Source organism: Nocardia sp. NPDC057227 (genome assembly GCF_042669725.1).
GTDB lineage: Bacteria > Actinomycetota > Actinomycetes > Mycobacteriales > Mycobacteriaceae > Nocardia > Nocardia asteroides_A.
Genome location: NZ_JBHUXA010000041.1, coordinates 15989 through 36736, shown reverse-complemented (window position 1 = coordinate 36736; position 20748 = coordinate 15989). Strand labels below are relative to the sequence as shown.

The 20748-nt window shown below is 72.1% G+C and carries 26 protein-coding genes; 11 read left to right on the top strand and 15 right to left on the bottom strand.

What is annotated here, in order from left to right:
- Nucleotides 1–125 precede the first annotated feature (125 nt).
- From ACFUJ1_RS33510 to ACFUJ1_RS33500, 3 genes are all read right to left on the bottom strand, one after another.
- On the bottom strand, nucleotides 126–299 hold the full coding sequence (locus ACFUJ1_RS33510) for a CsbD family protein (protein ID WP_378651326.1): 174 nt from the start codon (nucleotides 297–299) through the stop codon (nucleotides 126–128).
- Between the two features lie 8 nt (nucleotides 300–307).
- Entirely contained in the window at nucleotides 308–463 is a 156-nt protein-coding gene (locus ACFUJ1_RS33505; RefSeq protein ID WP_378617165.1) for a hypothetical protein, read from the bottom strand.
- 69 nt (nucleotides 464–532) lie between these two features.
- A complete protein-coding gene (locus ACFUJ1_RS33500; protein WP_378651325.1) occupies nucleotides 533–970 on the bottom strand; it encodes a hypothetical protein in 438 nt (145 codons plus the stop codon).
- A 140-nt stretch (nucleotides 971–1110) separates the two neighbouring features.
- Here ACFUJ1_RS33500 and ACFUJ1_RS33495 point away from each other — a divergent pair, with 140 nt between their 5' ends.
- The 5 genes from ACFUJ1_RS33495 (at nucleotide 1111) to ACFUJ1_RS33475 (ending at nucleotide 4284) form a co-directional block, all read left to right on the top strand.
- Nucleotides 1111–1584: a MarR family winged helix-turn-helix transcriptional regulator gene (locus ACFUJ1_RS33495; protein ID WP_378651324.1), complete on the top strand. Its 474-nt coding sequence runs from the start codon at nucleotides 1111–1113 to the stop codon at nucleotides 1582–1584.
- Nucleotides 1581–1961, top strand: a complete 381-nt coding sequence (locus ACFUJ1_RS33490; protein ID WP_378651323.1) for a DUF5313 family protein — start codon at nucleotides 1581–1583, stop codon at nucleotides 1959–1961. The genes ACFUJ1_RS33495 and ACFUJ1_RS33490 overlap by 4 nt, the downstream gene beginning before the upstream one ends.
- A gap of 69 nt (nucleotides 1962–2030) precedes the next feature.
- Nucleotides 2031–2702 (top strand): phosphate uptake regulator PhoU, encoded by a 672-nt coding sequence (locus ACFUJ1_RS33485; RefSeq protein ID WP_378651322.1) that lies wholly within the window; start codon nucleotides 2031–2033, stop codon nucleotides 2700–2702.
- Between the two features lie 149 nt (nucleotides 2703–2851).
- Nucleotides 2852–3628 carry an HNH endonuclease family protein gene (locus ACFUJ1_RS33480; protein WP_378651321.1) on the top strand — a complete coding sequence of 259 codons (777 nt, stop codon included), beginning with the start codon at nucleotides 2852–2854 and terminating at the stop codon, nucleotides 3626–3628.
- A 101-nt stretch (nucleotides 3629–3729) separates the two neighbouring features.
- Nucleotides 3730–4284, top strand: coding sequence for a hypothetical protein (locus tag ACFUJ1_RS33475; RefSeq protein WP_378651320.1), 555 nt, complete (start codon nucleotides 3730–3732; stop codon nucleotides 4282–4284).
- On the opposite strand, the gene ACFUJ1_RS33470 is transcribed toward ACFUJ1_RS33475, so the two are convergent.
- A complete protein-coding gene (locus ACFUJ1_RS33470; protein ID WP_378651319.1) occupies nucleotides 4281–6311 on the bottom strand; it encodes an MDR family MFS transporter in 2031 nt (676 codons plus the stop codon). The genes ACFUJ1_RS33475 and ACFUJ1_RS33470 overlap by 4 nt on opposite strands.
- Before the next feature lie 122 nt (nucleotides 6312–6433).
- Between ACFUJ1_RS33470 and ACFUJ1_RS33465 the strand changes: the two genes are divergently transcribed.
- The 3 genes from ACFUJ1_RS33465 to ACFUJ1_RS33455 are packed head-to-tail and all read left to right on the top strand — an operon-like array spanning nucleotide 6434 to nucleotide 8117.
- Entirely contained in the window at nucleotides 6434–7309 is an 876-nt protein-coding gene (locus tag ACFUJ1_RS33465; protein WP_378651318.1) for an oxidoreductase, read from the top strand.
- 50 nt (nucleotides 7310–7359) lie between these two features.
- Nucleotides 7360–7758, top strand: a complete 399-nt coding sequence (locus tag ACFUJ1_RS33460; protein WP_378651317.1) for a transcriptional regulator — start codon at nucleotides 7360–7362, stop codon at nucleotides 7756–7758.
- Nucleotides 7755–8117: a DUF3817 domain-containing protein gene (locus tag ACFUJ1_RS33455; protein WP_378651316.1), complete on the top strand. Its 363-nt coding sequence runs from the start codon at nucleotides 7755–7757 to the stop codon at nucleotides 8115–8117. Before ACFUJ1_RS33460 ends, ACFUJ1_RS33455 begins: the two co-directional genes overlap by 4 nt.
- Before the next feature lie 73 nt (nucleotides 8118–8190).
- On the opposite strand, the gene rdgB is transcribed toward ACFUJ1_RS33455, so the two are convergent.
- The 10 genes from rdgB to clpS form a co-directional block, all read right to left on the bottom strand.
- Nucleotides 8191–8799 (bottom strand): RdgB/HAM1 family non-canonical purine NTP pyrophosphatase, encoded by a 609-nt coding sequence (rdgB, locus tag ACFUJ1_RS33450; RefSeq protein ID WP_378651315.1) that lies wholly within the window; start codon nucleotides 8797–8799, stop codon nucleotides 8191–8193.
- A 2-nt stretch (nucleotides 8800–8801) separates the two neighbouring features.
- A complete protein-coding gene (gene rph / locus ACFUJ1_RS33445) occupies nucleotides 8802–9575 on the bottom strand; it encodes a ribonuclease PH (RefSeq protein WP_233016315.1) in 774 nt (257 codons plus the stop codon).
- A gap of 43 nt (nucleotides 9576–9618) precedes the next feature.
- Nucleotides 9619–10383 (bottom strand): cyclic nucleotide-degrading phosphodiesterase, encoded by a 765-nt coding sequence (locus tag ACFUJ1_RS33440; RefSeq protein ID WP_378651314.1) that lies wholly within the window; start codon nucleotides 10381–10383, stop codon nucleotides 9619–9621.
- Nucleotides 10384–10454: 71 nt separating this feature from the next.
- Complete coding sequence (locus ACFUJ1_RS33435) at nucleotides 10455–11123, bottom strand: rhomboid family protein (RefSeq protein ID WP_378651313.1); 669 nt, start codon at nucleotides 11121–11123, stop codon at nucleotides 10455–10457.
- A gap of 40 nt (nucleotides 11124–11163) precedes the next feature.
- The gene (locus ACFUJ1_RS33430) at nucleotides 11164–12126 is read right to left on the bottom strand and encodes a PLP-dependent cysteine synthase family protein (RefSeq protein WP_378651312.1); all 963 of its coding nucleotides are present in this window, start codon (nucleotides 12124–12126) and stop codon (nucleotides 11164–11166) included.
- A 4-nt stretch (nucleotides 12127–12130) separates the two neighbouring features.
- On the bottom strand, nucleotides 12131–12442 hold the full coding sequence (locus tag ACFUJ1_RS33425) for a MoaD/ThiS family protein (protein ID WP_378651311.1): 312 nt from the start codon (nucleotides 12440–12442) through the stop codon (nucleotides 12131–12133).
- Between the two features lie 25 nt (nucleotides 12443–12467).
- A complete protein-coding gene (locus tag ACFUJ1_RS33420) occupies nucleotides 12468–12908 on the bottom strand; it encodes a Mov34/MPN/PAD-1 family protein (protein ID WP_378651310.1) in 441 nt (146 codons plus the stop codon).
- Nucleotides 12909–12961: 53 nt separating this feature from the next.
- Nucleotides 12962–14002, bottom strand: coding sequence for a P1 family peptidase (locus ACFUJ1_RS33415; RefSeq protein ID WP_378651309.1), 1041 nt, complete (start codon nucleotides 14000–14002; stop codon nucleotides 12962–12964).
- Nucleotides 13999–14568: a DUF2017 domain-containing protein gene (locus ACFUJ1_RS33410; RefSeq protein ID WP_233016309.1), complete on the bottom strand. Its 570-nt coding sequence runs from the start codon at nucleotides 14566–14568 to the stop codon at nucleotides 13999–14001. The genes ACFUJ1_RS33415 and ACFUJ1_RS33410 overlap by 4 nt, the downstream gene beginning before the upstream one ends.
- A 20-nt stretch (nucleotides 14569–14588) precedes the next feature.
- Nucleotides 14589–14942, bottom strand: coding sequence for an ATP-dependent Clp protease adapter ClpS (clpS, locus tag ACFUJ1_RS33405; protein WP_378651308.1), 354 nt, complete (start codon nucleotides 14940–14942; stop codon nucleotides 14589–14591).
- A 146-nt stretch (nucleotides 14943–15088) separates the two neighbouring features.
- On the opposite strand from clpS, the gene ACFUJ1_RS33400 reads away from it, so the two are divergent.
- From ACFUJ1_RS33400 to ACFUJ1_RS33390, 3 genes are all read left to right on the top strand, one after another.
- Entirely contained in the window at nucleotides 15089–16402 is a 1314-nt protein-coding gene (locus tag ACFUJ1_RS33400; protein WP_378651307.1) for a nicotinate phosphoribosyltransferase, read from the top strand.
- 28 nt (nucleotides 16403–16430) lie between these two features.
- Nucleotides 16431–16997, top strand: coding sequence for an isochorismatase family protein (locus tag ACFUJ1_RS33395; RefSeq protein ID WP_378651306.1), 567 nt, complete (start codon nucleotides 16431–16433; stop codon nucleotides 16995–16997).
- Between the two features lie 134 nt (nucleotides 16998–17131).
- Entirely contained in the window at nucleotides 17132–19177 is a 2046-nt protein-coding gene (locus ACFUJ1_RS33390) for an ATP-dependent DNA helicase (RefSeq protein ID WP_378651305.1), read from the top strand.
- On the opposite strand, the gene ACFUJ1_RS33385 is transcribed toward ACFUJ1_RS33390, so the two are convergent.
- A complete protein-coding gene (locus ACFUJ1_RS33385) occupies nucleotides 19178–20689 on the bottom strand; it encodes an NCS2 family permease (RefSeq protein WP_378651304.1) in 1512 nt (503 codons plus the stop codon).
- Between the last annotated feature and the right edge of the window lie 59 nt (nucleotides 20690–20748).

Sequence of the window (20748 nt, the reverse complement as noted above, 5' to 3'; positions counted from 1 at the left end):
CCCTCACCCCGCGCGCCCCCGGGGGGGGGGCCCCCCCCCCCCGGCCGGCCGGGCGGGCCTGGTTTTCACACCGGGGGGGGGGGGGGTCCCGAATAAAAACCCCCCCCCCCCCGCTCGAGGGTGGATCAGCGCCGGAAGGCGTCCCGCACGGCCGAGGCCGCGCGCTTCAGGTTGCCGGTCGCCTGGTCCTTGCGCCCCGACGCCTCCAGCCGGCGATTACCGACCGCGCGTCCGAGCACCTTCTTCGCGTTCCCCCGGGCTGCTTCCACCCGGTGGGCCACTCGATCCTCGAATGCCATGGCGAGGGTCAGAAATAGTGCTTGCGGCCACCGACCGGGCGGCCCAGCGAGCCGGCGAGCAGCAGCACGGCGCCGACGAGCAGCACGACGATACCGGCGGTGGTGAGCAGCGGGATGCCGAGCAGCCAGCCGACGAGGAGGAGAATCAGGCCGAGAACAATCATTTTCCTGTCCTTACTTTCGTTCTGCGGGTGAGGGGGTTGGAAGGACGCGAGTCGCAGCGCTCGCGGCCGTTACTTGCTCGCGGTAGCCGCGCCGGATCGGTTGAGAAAGCGGTTCCAGCTCCACGAGGGCTTCTGTTCGGTCGATGCGACCTTCTGAGCGGGCGCGGCGGCGGCCGGGGCCGTCACCGGGACCGAGGGTTGGGTGGCCGCCAGGTCCTTGCGGGCCGCGGCGACCTCCCTGCGGGACTGCCGTAGCTCGCGGCGAGCCAGCATCGCGCGCCTGCTGGCGAACCAGGAGCCGCCGACCACCAGCACGAAGCCGAACATCCCCAGGGCGCCGAGCACGATGCCGTCGAAGAACAGCAGCCCGCTCGAACCGGAGAAGTGGTAGTCGAAGACCGTGAAATCACTTGCCAGGTACTGGCTTTCGCCCGTATTGGCCACGGTTCCCGCGACGCCGACGATCACGGCGGCGACCAGGATCAGTAGCCCGATGAGAATGATCATGACACTTCCTGCGTGGTGTCGAGTTTTCCTACAGGCCAGCTATTCCCGGCTTTTCGAGCACCAAACTGCACTAATTTCGGAAATATGACTTCGTTCACGAATAGTTCGTGCACTAAGTGTTCGTGGGCTAAGCTCGCAGCATGACCGTTGTCGAGGATCCGCTCCGCCTGGATCGACAGGTGTGCTTCGCGCTCGCCGTGGCGAACCGCTCGGTGCTCGCGGTGTACCGGCCGCTGCTGGAGCCGCTCGGGCTGACGCATCCGCAGTACCTGGTGCTGCTTGCGCTCTGGGGCGAGGCGCCGATGTCGGTGAAGGCCATCGCCGAAGCGCTGCAACTGGATTCCGCCACGCTCTCGCCGCTGCTGAAGCGGCTCGCGGGCGCGGGGCTGATCAGCAGGGGCCGCGACCCGGGGAACGAGCGCTCCCTGCAGGTCGACCTGACCGACGAGGGCCACGCGCTGCGCACCCGCGCCGAGGAGATCCCGCCCGCGGTGGTCGAGCGGCTCGGCGTCACCCTCGGCGACCTCGAGGAACTGCACACCGTCCTGAACCGGGTGAACGCCGCGGCCAGGCGCGCCGCCACCCGGCCACCCGCCCGCGAGGAGCTCCCGTGACCCGCGAACCCCGCCGCCCCGGCCCGATCCGCTGGATCGGCTACGCCTTCGGCCGCCGCCTCCCCGACTCCATGCGGGACTGGGTGCGCCGCGACCTCACCGGCGACCACGCCGCGGCCAGGCACGTGCTGCGCGGCATGGTCCCGTTCACTCCCCTGTTCGCGGCCTTCCTGCTCTTCCCCGGCGAGCTGTGGCTGCGCGGGTCGATGGTGTTGCTCGCCCTGCTGCTCGCCCTCTTCTATACGGTCGCCTTCATGCCGATGAACCGGGCGCACCGGCTGGCGAAGCACGGCTTCCCGCAGGATCTGCGGAATCCGGCGCAGGCCCGCCGCGCGGACGCCGATCGCGCCAGGTACGCCGCCCGCTACGGGCACTGACGCGCGGAGCGCGAGCGGCGCGCCAGTAACGCTCGCCCGCACCGCTCCCAGTACGCGAGAATGCAGCCCGTGCGAACCCAGTTCACCCGCGAGCTCGTCGCGTTGACTCAGGATCTGACGCAGATGTGCCGGCTCGCCCACGACGCCGCCGAGCGCGTGACCCACGCGCTCGCCGCCGCCGACCTCGCCGCCACCTACGAGGTCTTCGCGCTCGACGAGCAGCTGCAGAAGATGTACGCCGCCTGCGAGGCGCGCACCGTCGTGCTGCTCGCGCTGCAGGCGCCGGTCGCCCGCGACCTCAGGCACGTGGTGACCGCCATCCAGATCGCCGGCGAGCTCTCCCGGATCGGCAGGCTCACCAGCGGAGTCGCCGACCAGGTGTACGGCGCGCACCCGGAGCCGGTCGCACGGGGCCAGGTCGCCGACACGATCGGCGCCATGGGCAGGCTCGCCACCGCGCGCACCGCCATCGCCGTCGATGGCGTCGCGAACGGGCGCCCCGCCACCGACCAGGCCGCCGCCGTCACCGAGATGCGCGAGCTGCACGGACGGTTGCGCACCGCGCTGGCCGGCTCCCCCGCCGACCGGCCGATCGGTGCCGCCATCGACCTCGCGCTGCTCGGCCACCACCTGGAGCGCTGCGTCGACCACACCGGCCGGATCGACCGGCTCATCCGCTTCCTGGAGACCGGAGTGCCGCCGACCGCCCAGGAGGAGGCCGCCGACACGCCGGTCGAATAGGGCGGTTGCCCCGAATTCACCCCGGCGCCACCCGATTCCGCACCGTAAAACACGGTGTGGGGTAGCTCATATGCGACAATCACATTCGTTCACCGCGTCGCCGAGTACGGTGGCGCGGTTCGTGGTTCGACTCCGGTTCGGTGGGTATCGTGGTGAAGTTTGCTCCTGCTCGGCGCGGTGCGCGCCGAGCGTTTGCCGTTGTCGTTCCGCTGCTGGTGGCGGGGGTGCTGACCGGCTGCACCGCGACCGAGCAGCCCGGCGCGCCGGGCAAGCAGGGCCCGGTCTCCTCGGCCGGGGTCCCCGCCGCCGACGCCACGGCGTTGCTCGGGCAGCTGAAGGTCGCGCCGGAGGCCGAGATGGCCGGGTACGACCGGGACAAGTTCCCGCACTGGGACACCGCCCCGCTCGACCACGGCTTCGGCCCGGAGTTCTCGCAGTACGCGAAGTGCACCACCCGCGACGTCATGATGCTGCGCGACGCCACCGGCCCGGTCTCGCTCGACCCCAAGTCCTGCAAGCTCAGCATCGGCAAGGACGGCGGCTGGCACGACCACTACGGCGTGGTCGACCGCAAGACCGGGAAGCTGAAGCCGTACGCCTTCATCACCGATCCCGCCAAGGTGGACGCCGAGCACATCGTGCCGCTGGCCGAGGCGTGGCGCTCCGGCGCGGGTGGCAAGGATCTGGAGACCAGGCGCGCGATCGCCAACGACGCAACGAATCTCGTCGCCTCCGACCCGACGGCGAACCGCTCCAAGGGTGATCAGGACGTGTCCAGTTACCTGCCGCCCGGCGAGTTCCGGTGCGCCTACGTGGTTCACTACCTGCAGATCAAGGTAAAGTACGGCCTCACCGTCGACAGTGCGGAGCAGGCCGCGCTGAAAACCGCGATCGACGACTGCGTCAGCCGAGGAGGGTTCGCATAAGCGAGATCGTCACACTGGAGAGCAGGGCCGCCGTCCTCACGGAAGAGGAGGGAACGGTCTCGGGCGAGCTCGATCTCTCGCTCGACGAGAGCGGCCACGGGTTGGTCCGCTACCGCGGTACCGAGAAGTGGTACCGGATCGGGAACCTCGACGCCGAACCGCCCTGCACCTGGGTCGATCTCGCCGCGCTGGTCAGCGCGGTGCGAGCATCGCTCGGCGAACGTGATTTCGCCGGCAACGTGATCCCCTTCGAAGCGCCCGCCGCCGGCCCGGACGATCCGGTCGGCACCCCCTCCTCCCCTGACGGTGGTTCGGACGGCACCGCCGCCGCGAGCCCGGCCGCGCCCACCGAAACCGCCCCCGCCACGGATGCAAGCCCGGCAGCGTCCCCAGAGGCAGTGGCGACCTCGGCGAGCGTGGCACCGGCAGCCCCCACCGCACCGGCGACTTCCGCCGAAGGGGGAGCCGCGGCGGTGCCCGACGCGAAGAGCAAGGGCGCGGCGCTGTTCGCCGGCCTGAAGGGCAGAGGTGCGGCGCTGTTCGCGGACGCGAAGGGCAGAACCGCGGCGTTGTTCGCCGGTGCGAAGGGCAAGGACGCGGTGCCCCCGCCCGAGTCCGATGCGGCCGAGAAACCTCCTGCGGGCGAGCAGAACTAGACCCCGGTCAGCTCCCGCTGCCGAACCCCCTCGTCGAGCAACTTCGTCGCGATACTGTCCATGGCCTGCGCCAACAGCGCGCGATCCGCCGGATCATCGGCCGACCAGTCGTCGAGCCGAGCATCCAACCACCGCCGCCACGCCTCGCGAATCCGATCCACCTCCAGCTGCCCGCGCTCGGTGAGCAGCAGCCGCGAACCACCGCGCGCCAGGTACCCGGAGTCGATCAGCTCGGTGAAGACCGGAAGCAGCACCTCCTCCGGCACCCGGTGCGCGAGTGCGATCGCCCCGAGCGTCGCCTCCCCGCGATACCGCCGCAGCACGTACACCTGCCCGAGCGCCCACGCCTGCCCGCGCCCGAGCCCGCTCCCCGCGGCGGCGAGCAACTCGGGCCCGACCGGCCCGGCGGCCCGCGCCCGGCGCAGCGCCGAACCGACCTCGCGCTCCAGCAGCGCCACCCGATCGTCCGGGCCCGGCACCGAGAATCCGTCCCCCACATCGCCCGCCGCCGCCTTGGCGCTGTCCCGCAGCGGCACCTCCTTCAGGAACCAGGCGATCACGAACCCGGCCAGCGCCACCGGCACCACCCAGCGGAAGACGTGGTCGATGGCGGCGGCGTAGGCGTCGATGATCGGCGCCGCCTGCTCGGCGGGCAACCGGCGCAGCGCCTCCGGGTTCTGCGCCGCCTCGACGGGCACCCCCGGGTTCGCGGCCAGCGCGGTCGCCAGCCGCGCGCTCAGTTCGTTGCTGTAGAGCGTGCCGAAGACGGCGGTGCCGAAGGCGCTGCCCAGCGTCCGGAAGAAGGTGACCCCCGAGGTCGCGGTCCCGAGCTGCGCGTACGGCACGGTGTTCTGCACCACGATCGTCAACACCTGCATAGCGAGCCCGATCCCCAGCCCGAGCACCAGCATGGAGAACGACTCCCGCAGCGTGCTGGTCCCCCGCCCCATGGTCGACATGAGCAGCAGCCCGACGGCCATGAGCGCGGTACCCGCGATCGGGAAGATCCGGTAGCGCCCGGTGCGGCCGACCACCTGCCCGGAGATGATCGAGGTGAGGAAGAGCCCGGCCACCAGCGGCAGCGTGCGCACCCCGGAGGCGGTCGCGCTCACCCCGTCCACGTACTGCAGGTACGCGGGCAGGTAGGTCATGGCCCCGAGCATGGCGAAGCCGACGATGAAGCTGAGCACCGAGCACACGGTGAAGACCCGGCTGCGGAACAGCGCCATCGGCAGCATCGGCTCCGCCGCCCGCAGCTCCACCCCAACGAACCCGGCCAGCAGCAGCACCGCGAGCACGAAGAGCCCGATGATCTGCCACGACCCCCACGGATACTCCTGCCCGCCCCACTCCAGCCCGAGAATGAGCGCGGAGACGCCGACCGCGACCAGCCCGATCCCCGCGTAGTCGACGACCGGCCGGACCGCCGCGCGCACCTTGGGAATACTGCGCGCCGCCACCGCGATCATCAGGATCGCCAGCGGCACATTGACGTAGAAGCACCAGCGCCAGCCGACGCTGTCGGTGAAGAACCCGCCGAGCGTCGGCCCGATCACCGTGGTGACGCCGAAGACCGCGCCGAGCGCGCCCTGGTACTTGCCCCGCTCGCGCAGCGGGATGGCGTCCGCGATCAGCGCCATCGAGGTGACCATGAGCCCGCCCGCGCCGATGCCCTGCACCGCCCGCGCCCCGACCAGCACCGCCATGCCGCCCGCCAGCCCGGCCACCATGGAGCCCGCGATGAAGATCAGCGCGCTCAGCTGGAAGACCAGCTTGCGGCCGAAGAGGTCGCCGAGCTTGCCCGCGAGCACCGTCGCGACCGCCTCGGCCAGCAGGTAGGCGGTGACCACCCAGGCGAGGTGCCCGGCCCCGCCGAGATCGGCCACGATGGTCGGCAGCGCCGTCGAGACGATGGTCTGGTCCAGCGCGGCCATGAGCATGCCGAGCACCACCGTGCCGAAGACGACATTGGTGCGCGCGCGGCTCAGCGGCTCCGCCGGAGCGGCGGCAGCAACGGCACCGTTCATCGCCTCAGTATGCGACTTCCCGGGTAGCACGCCCCCTCAGCGACACGGCAGCGAACCACCGGGGCCGCGGCGCGAACGGGGTCCGGGCACCCCGTCTCAGAAAGTGTGCCAAGGTGGGCGCCATGGCGTGGAAACCCTCACAGATCCCGGACCAGACCGGTCGCACCTTCGTGATCACCGGAGCCAACGGCGGCATCGGCACCGAGGCCACCAAGGCGCTCGCCGCGAAGGGCGCTGCGGTGATCATGGCCTGCCGCAGCGCGGACAAGGCGAAGGCGATCGCCGAGAAGATCGACGGCGACGTCCGGGTCGAGCAGCTCGACCTGGCCGACCTCGCCTCGATCCGCGGCTTCGCCGAGTCCACCGGCGACTTCGACGTGCTGATCAACAATGCCGGGCTGATGAACATCCCGTTCTCCCGCACCACCGACGGCTTCGAGACCCAATTCGGCGTGAATCACCTCGGCCACTTCGCGCTCACCGCGCTGCTGCTGCCGAAGATCCGGGACCGGGTGGTCACCGTCTCCAGCGTCGCGCACAAGCAGGCGGGGAAGCTCCGGGTCGACGACCTCAACTACGAGCACCGCCGCTACCAGCGCGGCGCCGCGTACTCGCAGGCCAAGCTGTCGAACCTGATGTTCGCCAGGGAGCTGCAGCGCAGGCTGGCGAGCAACGGCTCCGCGGTGCGCTCCTACGGCGTGCACCCGGGTGTCTCGGCCACCGAGCTCTTCACCCGCACCGAGACCCCGCTCGACCTGGTGAGCAAGCCGTTCATCCGGCTGGTCGGGCACTCGCCGCGGCACGCGGCCGAGTCGACGCTCTTCGCCGCCACCGAGCCGGACGCCGACCCGAACACCTACTGGGGCCCGACCTGGCTGTTCCAGTCCCGCGGCCCGGTCGGCCCGTGCCCGTCGACCAGGCTCTCCCGCGACGCCGAGCTGCAGCGCAGGCTGTGGGCGGAGTCGGAGCGGCTGACCGGGATCAGCGCCACGCTCTGACCGGGGAGCTGCCCTACGTCGGCTGTAGTAGAAGCGGGTACCGTGGGAGCGTGCCCGCTTCACCTCAGCCGGACCGCCCGGCCCACAGCCGCCCGGCCCTGATCGCCCTGGTGATCGTGGCCGCGCTGGCCTGCCTGGCGCTCGGCTGGTGGCAGTGGGAGCGGTTCGAGTCGTCCAGCGGCACCGGCCAGAATCTCGGCTACGCGCTGCAGTGGCCGCTCTTCGCCGGGTTCGTGGTCTTCGCGTACTTCCGGTTCGTGCGGCTGGAGCGCGACGACGAGGAGGCCGCCGAGGCCGAGCCCCGGCCGAGCGCCGCGCGCGAGATCCCGGCCGGCATCCTGCCGGAGCGGCCCACCGCCGCCAGGGACGACGACCCCGAGCTCGCCGCCTACAACAGCTACCTCGCCGAGCTGAATCGCCCGGCCACCCCCGACAGGAGCGCCGGTTGACCACCAGCGAGAACCCCGCCGAGACCCGCCCCGCGAAGCGGACGGCCGATACCGGCAAGATCGCGGGCGCGCTGCTGCGCTACCGCGTGCTGGCCTGGGCCACCGGTCTCTGGCTGCTGCTGCTCACCGCGGAGATGATCGCGAAGTACGGGTTCGACGCGAATCCGCCGAGCTGGATCGCCATGGTGCACGGGTGGGTCTACTTCGTCTACCTGCTGCTCACCGCCGACCTGGCGGTCAAGGTGCGGTGGCCGCTCGGGCGCACCGTCGGCACCCTGCTGGCGGGCACCGTCCCGCTGCTCTCGTTCTTCGTCGAGCACCGCAACGCCGTCCAGGTGAAGCGAGATTTCAATCTCTGATACCCGCTGGGAGCGGGTATCAGGGCACCGCACCGCCCGGGCAGTGCCGCCGGGGACAGCCGAGCCGCGGGCGCTACTCGGCCAGTGCCGCCAGGGTGGGAAGTAGCAGCTTCAGGGCGCGGCCGCGGTGCGAGACGGCGTCCTTCTCGGCGGGGGTGAGCTGGGCGGCCGAGCGGCCGTCGCCCTCCGGCACGAAGAGCGGGTCGTAGCCGAATCCGTGCTCGCCCAGCGGCTCCCTGGCGATCCGCCCCGGCCATTCGCCGCGGACCACGGTCTCGGCGCCGTCCGGCGACACCAGCGCGCAGGTGGAGACGAACCGCCCGCCCCTGCGCTCGTCCGGGACATCCTTCAACTGCGCGAGCAGCAGCGCGTTGTTCGCCGCGTCCTCCCCGTGCCCCCCGGACCAGCGCGCGGAGAGCACGCCCGGCATCCCGTTCAGTGCCTCCACCTCGATCCCGGAATCGTCGGCGACACACGGCAACCCGGTGGCCGCGGCGCCGTCGCGCGCCTTGGCCAGCGCGTTCTCCTCGAAGGTCGCGCCGGTCTCCGGCTCCTCCGGGTACTCCGGCACGTCGGCGAGCCCGACGATCTCGATCCCGGCCACGCCCGCCTCGTCCAGGATGCGGCGCAGCTCGGTCAGCTTCTTGGCGTTGCGGCTGGCGAGCAGCACCCGGCGCGCCACCGCTACCGCCGCTTCCCGGTCTCGGCGCGCTTGGGCAGCGTGCCGGGATAGGGCTTGGCCAGCGCCTCCTTCTGCACCACGAAGAGCTGCTCGCAGCCGGCCAGCGCGGAGTCCAGCAGCTTGTCCAGGGTGGAGCGCGGGAAGGTGGCGCCCTCGCCGGTGCCCTGGATCTCGACCAGGGTGCCGGTGTCGGTGGCGACCACGTTCATGTCCACCTCGGCGCGCGAATCCTCCTCGTACGGCAGGTCGAGCCGGACCCGGCCGTCGACGACGCCGACGCTCACCGCGGCGATGCCGCAGGAGATCGGCTGCGGGTCGGCGAGCGCGCCCGCCGCCGCGAGGTAGGTCACCGCGTCGACCAGCGCGACGTAGGCGCCGGTGATCGCGGCGGTGCGGGTGCCGCCGTCGGCCTGCAGCACGTCGCAGTCGACGGCGATGGTGTTCTCCCCGATGGCTGCCAGATCGATGCAGGCGCGCAGCGAGCGCCCGACCAGCCTGCTGATCTCCTGGGTGCGGCCGCCGACCCGGCCCTTGACCGACTCCCGGCCGCTGCGGGTGTGCGTGGCCGCGGGCAGCATGGCGTACTCCGCGGTGAGCCAGCCGAGGCCGCTGTCCCGGCGCCAGCCCGGCACTCCCTCGGTGACGCTCGCGGTGCACAGCACCCGGGTCTGGCCGAACTCGACCAGCACCGATCCCGCTGGATGCGTGGTGAATCCGCGGGTGATCCTGACCTCGCGGAGCTCGTCGTCCGCCCTGCCGTCCACTCGTCTCGACACGGGGTCAGCCTAACCGCACCCGGCGCGGCGCCGGGCGGCGGTGCTACAGATCGAAGCTCTCCCCCGGCGCGACGGCGTGCACCGGCCCGCTGAACTGCGACTTCGCCTCCGCGATCACGTCCTCCCGCGAGGTCCACGGCGGGATGTGCGTGAGCAGCAGCTCCTTGGCCCCGGCCCGGGTCGCGATCAGCCCGGCCTCGTACCCCGAAAGGTGGATGCCGGGCGGCCGATTCGCCGGGTCGTGCGTCCAGGACGCCTCGGACATCAGCACGTCGGCGCCTTCGGCCAACTCGAAGACCGCGTCGCAGAGGGCGGTGTCGCCGGTGTAGACGAAGACCCTGCCCTCGGCGCTGGTGATGCGCAGCCCGTAGGACTCCGGCGGGTGGTACATCCGGCGCGCCGAAATCGTGTGTCCCGGCCCGAACTCGACGGTCTCGCCCTCCCGCCAGGTGCGGTGGTCGATGACGTCGGACCAGTCGTCGGTCTCGCCGCCGACCTCGGCCGAGGCGTTGCCGATCCGCAGCGGGGCATCCGACGGCCCGCGCACGATGGCGCGGCCGACCGGCGGCGTCGGGTGGTAGCGGCGCCAGACCAGCAGGCCGGGCAGGTCGAGGCAGTGGTCTGCGTGCAGGTGCGTCAGGAAGATGTCGACCGCACCGGGATCGGCGTACTTCTGCAGCGCGCCGAGCACGCCGGGACCGAAATCGATGACCGTCGGCGTCAGGTCCGGACCGGTCAGCAGATACCCCGACGCTGGGGAGTCCGGGCCGGACACGCTGCCCGAGCACCCGAGGACGGTAAGGCGCATGCCCCCATGCTGCCACGACGTTTCACCGGTCACGAAGGGATCCCCCAAATTCTCACGGGTGTGCGACGTGGTCACCGGGGGTGTGCGATCGGGCGCGGTTCCGTGGCGCGTCGGCGACGACGTTCGTCTCCGGAGAGTACCCAGCCGGCGACGAGGCCACCCACGGCCCCGAAGAGATGGCCCTGCCAGGAGATCATCGGCTGGCCGGGCAGCACGCCCCAGAGCAGCGAACCGTAGATCGCGAAGACCACCAGCCCGACCACGATCTGGGTGAGGTTGCGGGCGAACCAGCCACGGGAGATGAGGTAGGTGAGCCAGCCGAAGACCAGCGAGGAGGCGCCGACGTGCACCGTGCCCGCCCCGCCGATGAGCCAGGTTCCGGCGCCCGCGATCAGCCAGATGAGGGCGGTCGCGGCCAATCCGCGGCCGATCCCGGAGAGCAGGGTGAGGAAGCCGAGGATCAGCACGGGCAGCGTATTGCCCATCAGGTGATCCCAGTTGCCGTGCAGGAGCGGCGCCCAGACGACGCCCCAGAGCCCGTCCGGGTCGCGCGGGCGGATGCCCTCGCTGTCCAGGTCGACGCCCTGCAGGCTGTCCACGCCCTCGATGCCGTACAGCAGCGCGACGAAGCCGAGCATCAGCGCGGCCGCCTGCGCCCAGAGCTTCCCGATCACCGCGACGGCGCGGGAGCCGACCGATGGACTGTTCGGCGGGGACCCCGAACCAGGACCGACGACCATGGCACCTCCTGCGTAGCTCTGGCATCGAGCGTACCGGGGCTCAGGCCCAGAGCTGCCCCTCCAGCCGTTCTTCGGCCTCCTCCAGCGTGCCGTCGTAGGCGCCGGTGGAGAGGTACTTCCAGCCGCCGTCGCAGACGACGAAGGCGATGTCGGCGCGCGCACCCGCCGCCACCACCTTCCGCGCGACGCCGAGCGCCGCGTGCAGGATGGCCCCGGTGGAGATGCCCGCGAAGATGCCCTCCTCCAGCACCAGCTCCCTGGTGCGGCGCACCGCGTCCAGGGGGCCGACGGAGAAGCGCCTGGTGAGGACGGTTTCGTCGTACAGCTCGGGGATGAACCCCTCGTCGATATTGCGCAGCCCGTAGACCAGCTCGCCGTAGCGCGGCTCGGCCGCGACGATCTCGATACCGGGCACGTGCTCGCGCAGGTAGCGCCCGGTGCCCATGAGCGTCCCCGTGGTGCCGAGCCCGGCCACGAAGTGGGTGATCTCGGGCAGGTCGGCGAGGATCTCCGGGCCGGTGGTCTCGTAGTGCGCGAGCGCGTTGGCCGGGTTGCCGTACTGGTAGAGCATGACCCAGTCCGGGTTGGCCGCGGCGATCTCCTTCGCCTTGGCCACCGCCTGGTTGGAGCCGCCCGCCGCGGGCGAGCCGATGATCTCGGCGCCGAACATGGTGAGCAGCTGCCTGCGCTCCACCGAGGTGTTCTCCGGCATGACGCAGACCAGCCGGTACCCCTTGAGCTTGGCCGCCATGGCGAGCGAGATCCCGGTATTGCCGCTGGTCGGCTCCAGAATCGTGCAGCCGGGGGTGAGCCTGCCGTCGGCCTCGGCCTGCTCGATCATGCGCAGCGCGGGGCGGTCCTTGATCGAGCCGGTGGGGTTGCGGTCCTCCAGCTTGGCCCAGAGCCGCACCGGCCGCTCGCCCGCCCAGCGCGGTGAGAGGTTCTGCAGCCCGACCAGCGGGGTGTCGCCGAGCGTCGCGATCAGCGATTCGTACCGTGCCACCGGATCAGGAGATCGCGAGGACGCCGGCCCCGGTGTGGTCGAGTGCGCCTCCGGCCACGGCGGGGAGGATCGTCACGCTGCCGCCCGCCGGAACCTCGGCCTCCAGCCCGCCCGCGAAGCGCACGTCCTCGTCGTCGACGTAGATGTTGACGTAGCGGTTCAGCTTGCCGTCGGTGAGCAGCCGCTCGGACAGCCCGGGGTGGTTCGCCTCCAGGTCGGCGATGAGCGCGGAGAGCGTCGCGCCCTCGGCCTGCACGCGCTTCTCGCCGCCGGTCAGGTTGCGCAGGATGGTCGGGATGGACACGGTTACCGGCATCGGTTCTCCTCGGGGTTGAACGGGTTCAGTAGGCGTCGACGACCCGCACCGGCTCCTCGGTGACCTCGCCCTCGCGGATGCGGTAGCTGCGCAGCTCGTGCTGCTCCGGATCGCGGGTGGAGATCAGCACGTAGTGCGCGTTCGGCTCTTGCGCGAGCTTGATGTCGGTACGGCTGGGGTAGGCCTCGGTCGCCGTGTGCGAGTGGTAGATCACCACCGGCTCCTCGTCGGCGTCGTCCAGCTCGCGCCAGACCCTCAGATGCTCGCCGGAGTCGAACTGGTAGAAGGTGGGCGAGCGCGCGGCGTTCGTCATGGCGATGAACCGCTCCGGGCGGTCCGCGCCCTCGGGGCCCGCGAGCACCCCGCACGCCTCGTCCGGGTGGTCGGCGCGGGCGTGCGCCACCATCGCCTCGACGAGATCGGCCCTGAGTACCAGCACGACAACACCCTTCCCGCGGCAACGCACTCGACAACGAGCCAGCTTATTCGGCTATTCCCGCCCCGGCGGGCGCACCCCGATCAGCCGCCGAACAGCTCGCTGTAGGAGGGGATTCCGGCGATCGAGCGGGCGGAGAGCACCGCGTCGACGATGGCCCGCTCCACGACGACCGCCGCCGCGGTGCAGACCGCGTCCAGCAGCCCCAGGTTCGGCGGGAAGGCGGGTGGCGGCAGCGGGCCCGGCGGCGGGGCGGCGGTGCCGGTGGCGAGCGCGAAGAAGGTGTCGCCGTCCAGCGGCGAGTGTGCCGGGCGCACCGCGCGGGCCAGGCCGTCGTGCGCGGTCGTCGCCATCCGGCGGCAGCCTGCCTTGTCCAGCGGGGCGTCGGTGGCGACCACGCCGATGGTGGTGTTGAGCACGGTGCCCTTCACCGGCAGCGCGTTGGCCGCGGCGAGCTGTTCGGGGGTCGGGGTGCGCAGCCCCAGCGCCTCGGCGCCGTCGGTGCCCGCGCCCCAGGGCAGCCCGGTGCGCGGGTCGAAGACCGAGCCGACCGGGTTCGCCACCACCAGCGCCGCCACCGTGATCCCGATGTCGAGCAGGACGGAGGCGGTGCCGACGCCGCCCTTGAGCGCGCCCGCCCGCGCCCCGACCCCGGCGCCGACCGAGCCGCGCTCGAACTCCCGGCTCGCGGCCGCGGCGGCGCGGTACCCGAACTCGGCGGTCGGGCGGACGTTCCAGTCGCCCACCGGCAGGTCGAAGATGACCGCGCCGGGCACGATCGGCACCACCCTGGCCGGGTCGAGCGGGTCGAGCGGGATGCCGTTGCCCGCCTCCTCGCAGTACCGCATCACCCCGTCGGCGGCGGCGAGCCCGTAGGCGCTGCCCCCGCTGAGCAGCACGGCGTCGGCGCGGCGGACCGAGTTGGCCGGGTCGAGCAGGTCGGTCTCCCTGGTACCGGGCCCGCCGCCGCGGACGTCGACCGCGGCGACCGCGCCGCCGGGCACCCGCACCACCGTGCAGCCGGTGGCGGCGCCGGAGCCGAGCGTGGCGTCCGGATCGAGTTCGTGGTGGTGCCCGACGAGCACCCCGACCACGTCGGTGAGCGCGTTGCCGGGGCCGATCACGGGGCGAGCGCCGAGAGCAGCGAGTCCTGCATCCAGGTGAGCCAGTGGTAGACGTCGAGGTGCGGTGCGCGCGGGTCGCCCGGCTGCAGCTCCTCGGGGGTGTCGGCGTCGATCTCCAGCACCGTGCCGAGCGCGAGCCGGACGTCGTTGAGCGCGGTCAGCCAGGCATCGGCCTGCTCCGGCGAGAGCGTCACCTTGCCGCCGTCCTCCGGCACCGTGCGCAGCACCACCGCGCCCGCCGCCACCTTGGACTCGATGATGTCCGGCTCGTGCAGGCTGCGCAGCGCGTTGTTCAGCCCGGCCCGGTCGGCGTCCGGCGAGCCGGGCTCGGCGCGGTGGAAATCGGGCAGCAGCCGGAGCAGCTGCGGGTCGGTGGGCGGGGTCGAGTTACCGGTCCGCATCCCGGTGAGCGCGGCGAGCTCGTCGTCCGGGCCGGAGTCGGCGCGCTCGGTGAGCAGCCCGCACACCGCCCCGACCAGCGAGCGCAGCACCGCGGCCTCCCTGCCGTCCATCTCGGAACGCAGTTTCAGGCCGCCCAGCGAATTCTTCCGGCTCCACTTACGCACGATGCCTACGGTAGCCGCACTCACTCGTCGCGCTGCATCGTCGCCCACAGCCCGGCGGCGTGCAGCCGCTGCACGTCGTGCTCCATCTTGTCCCTCGGGCCGGAGGTCACCACGGCCTTGCCCTCGTTGTGCACCTGCAGCATGAGCTCGGTCGCCTTGGCTTTGCTGTAGCCGAAGAGCTTCTGGAAGATGTAGGTCACGTAGTGCATGAGGTTCACCGGGTCGTCCCAGACCACGGTGACCCAGGGCCGGTCGACGGCCTCCAGGATCTCGCTGTGCTCGATGGCTTCGGGTGTCGCCGACGGTGTCGCGTGCGCGACGACGGCAACGGCCGCCGCGCGATCGCCGGCATCGACTCGGTCGAACTGGGCCATGCGTCCAGGGTACGACGGCGGGCCGAGAACACAACCATCCGATCGCGGCCTTTCCGGCTCGGCGCCCGTCGTTCCGGCCCGATCCGGCGTCCGCGCGCCTATCATGCTCCCCGATCAGCGGCCGGGCGCTGGCTAGAGTGGCCCTGGTGGAGACCATCGACGGGCGGGCGAGCACCGCGCTGCTGACCGACCAGTACGAGCTGACCATGCTCGCCGCCGCGCTCGCCGACGGGTCGGCGCACCGGCGCTGCACCTTCGAGGTGTTCGCCAGGCGATTGCCGAACGGTAGGCGGTACGGCGTCGTCGCGGGTACCGGCCGAATGCTGGAGGCGCTCACCCGATTCCGCTTCGGCCCGGCCGAACTCGAGGTCGCGGCGCGCTTCCTGGACGACCGGACGCTGGAGTGGCTGCGCGCGTACCGCTTCGGCGGCGACATCGACGGCTACGCCGAGGGCGACCTGTACTTCCCGAACTCCCCGGTGCTCTCGGTGCGCGGCAGCTTCGCCGAGTGCGTGATCCTGGAGACGCTGATCCTCTCCGTCTACAACCACGACTGCGCCATCGCCTCCGCCGCCGCCCGCATGGTGAGCGCGGCGGCCGGGCGCCGGATGATCGAGATGGGCTCGCGCCGCACCCACGAGCTCGCCGCCCCGGCCAGCTCGCGCGCCGCCTACCTGGCCGGCTTCGACGCCACCTCGAACCTGGAGGCGGTGCGGCGCTACGGCGTCCCCGGCGCCGGGACCAGCGCGCACGCCTTCACCCTGCTGCACAGCGGCAGCGACGGCGCGCACGAGGCGGAGGCGTTCCGCAGCCAGGTGCGGGCGCTCGGCATCGGCACCACGCTGCTGGTCGACACCTTCGACATCGCGCAGGGCGTCGCCACCGCCATCGAGGTCGCAGGCCCCGAGCTCGGCGGGGTGCGGATCGACTCCGGCGACCTCGGGGTGCTGGCCGGGCAGGTCCGCGACCAGCTGGACGGCCTCGGCGCCACCCGCACCCGGATCGTGGTCTCCGGCGACCTGGACGAGTACGCCATCGCCGCGCTGCGCGCCGAGCCGGTCGACGTCTACGGCGTCGGCACGTCGCTGGTCGTCGGCTCCGGCGCGCCCACCGCGGGCATGGTCTACAAGCTGGTCGAGGTGGACGGGGTTCCGGTCGCCAAGCGGAGCAGCCACAAGGAGTCGCGCGGCGGCACCAAGGGCGCGATCCGGCTGGCCAGGGCCAGCGGCACCATCGTCGAGGAGGTCGTCTTCCCGGCCGGTTCCGCGCCGGCTACCGGCGAGTTCACCGCGCGCGAGCTGCACGTTCCGCTGGTGCGCGGGGGGGAACCCACGCCGGACCAGCCGAGCCTGGCCGAGAGCCGCGACCTGGTGGCGCGCGGGCTGGTCAGCCTGCCGTGGGAGGGGCTCAAGCTCTCCGCGGGCGAACCGGCGGTGCCGACCACCTTCGCGGCAGAATAGAAGTCGGTCTCCGAGAGGTGAGGTAGTCATGGCACGAGCGTTGATCGTGGTGGACGTGCAGAACGATTTCTGCGAGGGCGGGTCGCTCGCCGTGAGCGGTGGGGCCGCGGTGGCGGGGCGGATCAGCGACTACCTGCTCGGCGCTGATTACGCGGCGGTGGTGGCTACTCGGGACCATCACATCGATCCGGGTGACCACTTCTCCGACACCCCGGACTACGTGGACAGCTGGCCGCCGCACTGCCGGGTCGGCACGCCGGGCGCCGATTTCCACCCGAACTTCAGCGCGGACGCCGTGGACGAGGTGTTCAGCAAGGGTGAGTACGCCGCCGCCTACTCGGGGTTCGAGGGTGCGGCGGAGGATGGTTCGTCGCTCTCGGAGTGGTTGCGCGCGCGCGATATCGACGCTGTCGACGTCGTCGGGATCGCCACCGATCACTGCGTCCGGGCCACCGCGCTGGACGCCCGCGGGGCCGGGTTCGACACCAGGGTGCTGCTCGCCCTGACCGCCGGGGTCGCGCCGGAGAGCACGACCGTCGCCATGGAGCGCATGGCCGCCGCGGGCGTGGAGTTCGACGGAGAACTCGGACACTGACCCGGTAGGGCGCCTGCTCGGCGCGGTAATGCCGCGCTCGCGGCAGCTGCACCGCAGCACGTGCCGGTGTCCGGGCACTTCACGGCACCGCGCCCGCGCCGAACGTGTCGGCGCACCGCAGTAGGCTGCTGCGCGTGCCCGAACTGCCGCCGGTCCCGGAACTGCTCTCCACCGCCGTCCGCGCGCTCGGCGGCACCGAGCGGACCGGGCAGGTCACCATGGCCTCGGCCGTCGCGCACGCCATCGACACCGGCGAGCACCTCGCCGTGCAGGCGGGAACCGGCACCGGGAAGTCGCTGGCCTACCTGGTGCCCGGGCTGCGGCACGCGGTCCGCACCGGCCGCACCGTCGTCGTCTCCACCGCCACCATCGCGCTGCAGCGCCAGCTGGTCGACCGCGACCTCCCCCGCCTCGCCGACGCGCTCACGAAACCGCTCGGCCGCACCGCCAAATTCGCGATCCTCAAGGGCCGCAACAACTACCTCTGCCTGAACAAGATGAACAGCGCCGTCCCGGAGGACCCGGCCGAGGCCGAGCTCTTCGACGCCTTCGCCGTCTCCCGCCTCGGCCGCGAGGTCCAGCGCCTCACCACCTGGGCCTCCGACACCGAGACCGGTGACCGCGACGAGCTCGCCCCCGGCGTGAGCGACCGCGCCTGGCGGCAGGTCAGCGTCTCCTCCCGGGAGTGCCTCGGCAAGTCCCGCTGCCCCTTCGGCCAGGACTGCTTCGCCGAGAAGGCGCGCGCCGACTCCGCGCAGTCCGACGTGGTGGTCACCAACCACGCGCTGCTCGCCATCGACGCCATCAGCGGCATCCAGATCCTGCCCGAGCACGACGTGGTGATCATCGACGAGGCGCACGAGCTGGTCGACCGGGTCACCGGCGTCGCCACCGCCGAACTGGCCCCCGCCACCGTCACCGCCGCCGCCAAGCGCTGCGGCAAGCTGGTGGACGAGCGCGAACTGGACCGCCTTGAGGAGGCGGGCGAGGCCTGGCACGAGGTGCTCGACGAGCTGCCCGCCGCCCGCTGGGAGCGGCTCCCGGAGAGCGCGGCCCCGGTCCTCGCGCTGATCCGCGACGCCGCCTGGAACGTCCGCACCGCACTCTCCCCGCCCGGCGGCACCACCGCGCAGGGCAGCGACCCGGAGGCCGCGGCCGCGCGCAACCAGGCGCTGGTCGCGGTGGAGGAGGTGCACGACAGCGCGGTGCGCGCGCTCTCCGCCTTCGACGAGCCGGATCCGGCGGCCCGCCGCGACGTCATCTGGCTCTCCGCCGACGAGCTGCGCGGGGTCACCAGGCGCACGCTGCGGATGGCGCCGCTCTCCGTCGGCGGGCTGCTGCGCAGCAGGCTCTTCGGCGCCTCCACCGTGGTGCTCACCTCGGCGACGCTGCAGATCGGCGGCTCCTTCGACGGCCTCGCGATCACCTGGGGGCTGCCGGCGCAGGCGGCGGCCAACCGGCCGGACACCGGCACCGCCAACGGCGCGCAGGCCCCGTCGGATACCGACACGGTGCGCTGGTCGTCGCTGGACGTCGGCTCGCCGTTCGACCATGCCCGCTCCGGCATCCTCTACGTCGCCAAGCACCTGCCGCCGCCCGGCCGGGACGGCATGTCCCCCGCCGTGCTGGACGAGATCGAGCGGCTCGTCCAGGCCGCCGGCGGCCGCACCCTCGGGCTCTTCTCCTCCATGCGCGCGGCCAAGGCCGCCACCGAGGCCATGCGCGAGCGGCTCGACACCCCCGTGCTCTGCCAGGGCGACGACGCCACCGGCGCGCTGGTCAAGGCCTTCGCCGCGGACCCGGCCACCTCGCTCTTCGGCACGCTCTCGCTCTGGCAGGGCGTCGACGTGCCCGGCCCGTCGCTGAGCCTGGTCCTGCTGGACCGTATCCCGTTCCCGCGCCCGGACGACCCGCTGCTCACCGCGCGCCAGCGGGCGGTGGAGTCGCGCGGCGGCAACGGCTTCATGACCGTCGCGGCGAACCACGCCGCGCTGCTGCTCGCCCAGGGCACCGGCAGGCTGCTGCGCAGCGTCGACGACCGCGGCGTGATCGCGATCCTGGATTCCCGGATCGCGACCGCCCGCTACGGCGGCTACCTCCGCGCCTCGCTGCCGCCCTACTGGGAGACCGCGGACCCGCAGGTCGTCGCCAAGGCGCTGGCCCGGCTCACCGCCTCCTGACTACTCGGCCAGGAAGCAGAAGTAGCCGAGGAAGACCAGCATGAGCACCCACATGACCGGGTGCACGTCGCGGATCCGGCCGCGCGCCACCATGACGATCGGGTAGAAGAGCATGCCCATGGCGAGGCCGTTGGCGATGGAGTAGCTCAGCGGCATCAGCACGATGGTGAGGAAGGCCGGGACGGCGTACTCGAGATTCCCCCACTCGATCTCGCCGAGCGAGCGGGCCATCAGCACGCCGACCACGATCAGCGCGGGCGCCGTCACCTCCCCGGCCGAGGCGACCACCGCGAAGATCGGGTAGCAGAACATGGCGATCAGGAACCAGCCCGCCGTGGTCACCGCGGTCAGCCCGGTCCGGCCGCCCGCCGAGACGCCCGCGGTGGACTCCACGTAGGCGGTCGTGGTGGAGGTGCCGATGACGGCGCCCGCGGTGGTGCCCACCGAGTCGGCGGCCAGCGCGCTCGCCGCGCGCGGCAGCTTGCCCTGCTCGTCCAGCAGCCCGGCCTGCTTGGCGACGCCGATCAGGGTGCCGGAGGCGTCGAAGAAGTCGACGAAGAGCATGGTCAGCACGACCACGATCATCTGCCCGGTGAAGGCGTCCGGCAGGTGCGTGATGGCTTGGCCGAAGGTCTGGTCCAGGCCGCGGGGCAGCGCCGCGACGCCGTCCGGCAGCTCGACCAGGCCGGTGAGCATGCCGAGCACCGTGGTCGAGACGATGCCGATCAGCACCGCGCCGTGTTTGCCGAGCACCAGGAAGACCACGGTCACGACCAGCCCGAAGAAGGCGAGCAGGGTCCGGCCCTCGGTGAGGTCGCCGAGCTTGACGAAGGTGGCCTCGCTGGCGACGACGAAGCCCGCGTTCTTCAGCCCGATGAAGGCGATGAACAGCCCGATCCCCGCCCCGACCGCGAGTTTCAGCTGCATCGGGATGGAATCCAGGATGCGTTCGCGGACCTTGGTCACCGCGAGCACGAAGAAGATGATGCCGGAGAGCAGCGTGCCGGAGAGCGCGGTCTGCCACGGGATGCCCATGCTCTGCACCACCGTGAACGCGAAGAACGCGTTCAGCCCCATGCCGGGGGCGAGCGCGATCGGGTAGCGCGCCCAGATCCCCATCACCAGCGTGCCGAAGACGGCGGCGACCGCGGTCGCGGTGAAGACCGCCTGGGTCGGGATGCCGAGCGCGCCGAGCGGGCCCTCGTCGCCGAGGATCGAGGGGTTCACCGCCAGGATGTACGACATGGCGAGGAAGGTGACGGTGCCCGCCATGAGCTCGCGGCGGTAGGTGGAGCCGAGTTCGGTCACCTGGAAGTACGCGTCCAGCTTCCCGCGGGGTTTCGCGGGCGCGGCAGGTGCCGGGGGTGCGGGGGCGGGATCGTCGCCGGTCCAGCCCAGGCCCTGCTCGGCCGCGTCCGCGTTCGCGGGCCGCGCAGCGGCCGAGTCCCCCGCTGCGGCACCGGCCGGTCCGGCGGAAGGCGAACCGTGTCGATTCTCGGAATCGCTACCCATGGGACTCTCCGTCCTCGTGAACCATCCGCTCCAGCGCTTTGTACCCAGGAGCGCGGGCG

Coding starts and splice junctions, on each gene's coding strand:
- ACFUJ1_RS33510 (WP_378651326.1), bottom strand. CDS start 299: ATGGCATTCGAGGATCGAGTGGCCCACCGGGTGGAAGCAGCCCGGGGG.
- ACFUJ1_RS33505 (WP_378617165.1), bottom strand. CDS start 463: ATGATTGTTCTCGGCCTGATTCTCCTCCTCGTCGGCTGGCTGCTCGGC.
- ACFUJ1_RS33500 (WP_378651325.1), bottom strand. CDS start 970: ATGATCATTCTCATCGGGCTACTGATCCTGGTCGCCGCCGTGATCGTC.
- ACFUJ1_RS33495 (WP_378651324.1), top strand. CDS start 1,111: ATGACCGTTGTCGAGGATCCGCTCCGCCTGGATCGACAGGTGTGCTTC.
- ACFUJ1_RS33470 (WP_378651319.1), bottom strand. CDS start 6,311: ATGAACGGTGCCGTTGCTGCCGCCGCTCCGGCGGAGCCGCTGAGCCGC.
- ACFUJ1_RS33465 (WP_378651318.1), top strand. CDS start 6,434: ATGGCGTGGAAACCCTCACAGATCCCGGACCAGACCGGTCGCACCTTC.
- ACFUJ1_RS33440 (WP_378651314.1), bottom strand. CDS start 10,383: ATGCGCCTTACCGTCCTCGGGTGCTCGGGCAGCGTGTCCGGCCCGGAC.
- ACFUJ1_RS33435 (WP_378651313.1), bottom strand. CDS start 11,123: ATGGTCGTCGGTCCTGGTTCGGGGTCCCCGCCGAACAGTCCATCGGTC.
- ACFUJ1_RS33425 (WP_378651311.1), bottom strand. CDS start 12,442: ATGCCGGTAACCGTGTCCATCCCGACCATCCTGCGCAACCTGACCGGC.
- clpS (WP_378651308.1), bottom strand. CDS start 14,942: ATGGCCCAGTTCGACCGAGTCGATGCCGGCGATCGCGCGGCGGCCGTT.
- ACFUJ1_RS33395 (WP_378651306.1), top strand. CDS start 16,431: ATGGCACGAGCGTTGATCGTGGTGGACGTGCAGAACGATTTCTGCGAG.
- ACFUJ1_RS33385 (WP_378651304.1), bottom strand. CDS start 20,689: ATGGGTAGCGATTCCGAGAATCGACACGGTTCGCCTTCCGCCGGACCG.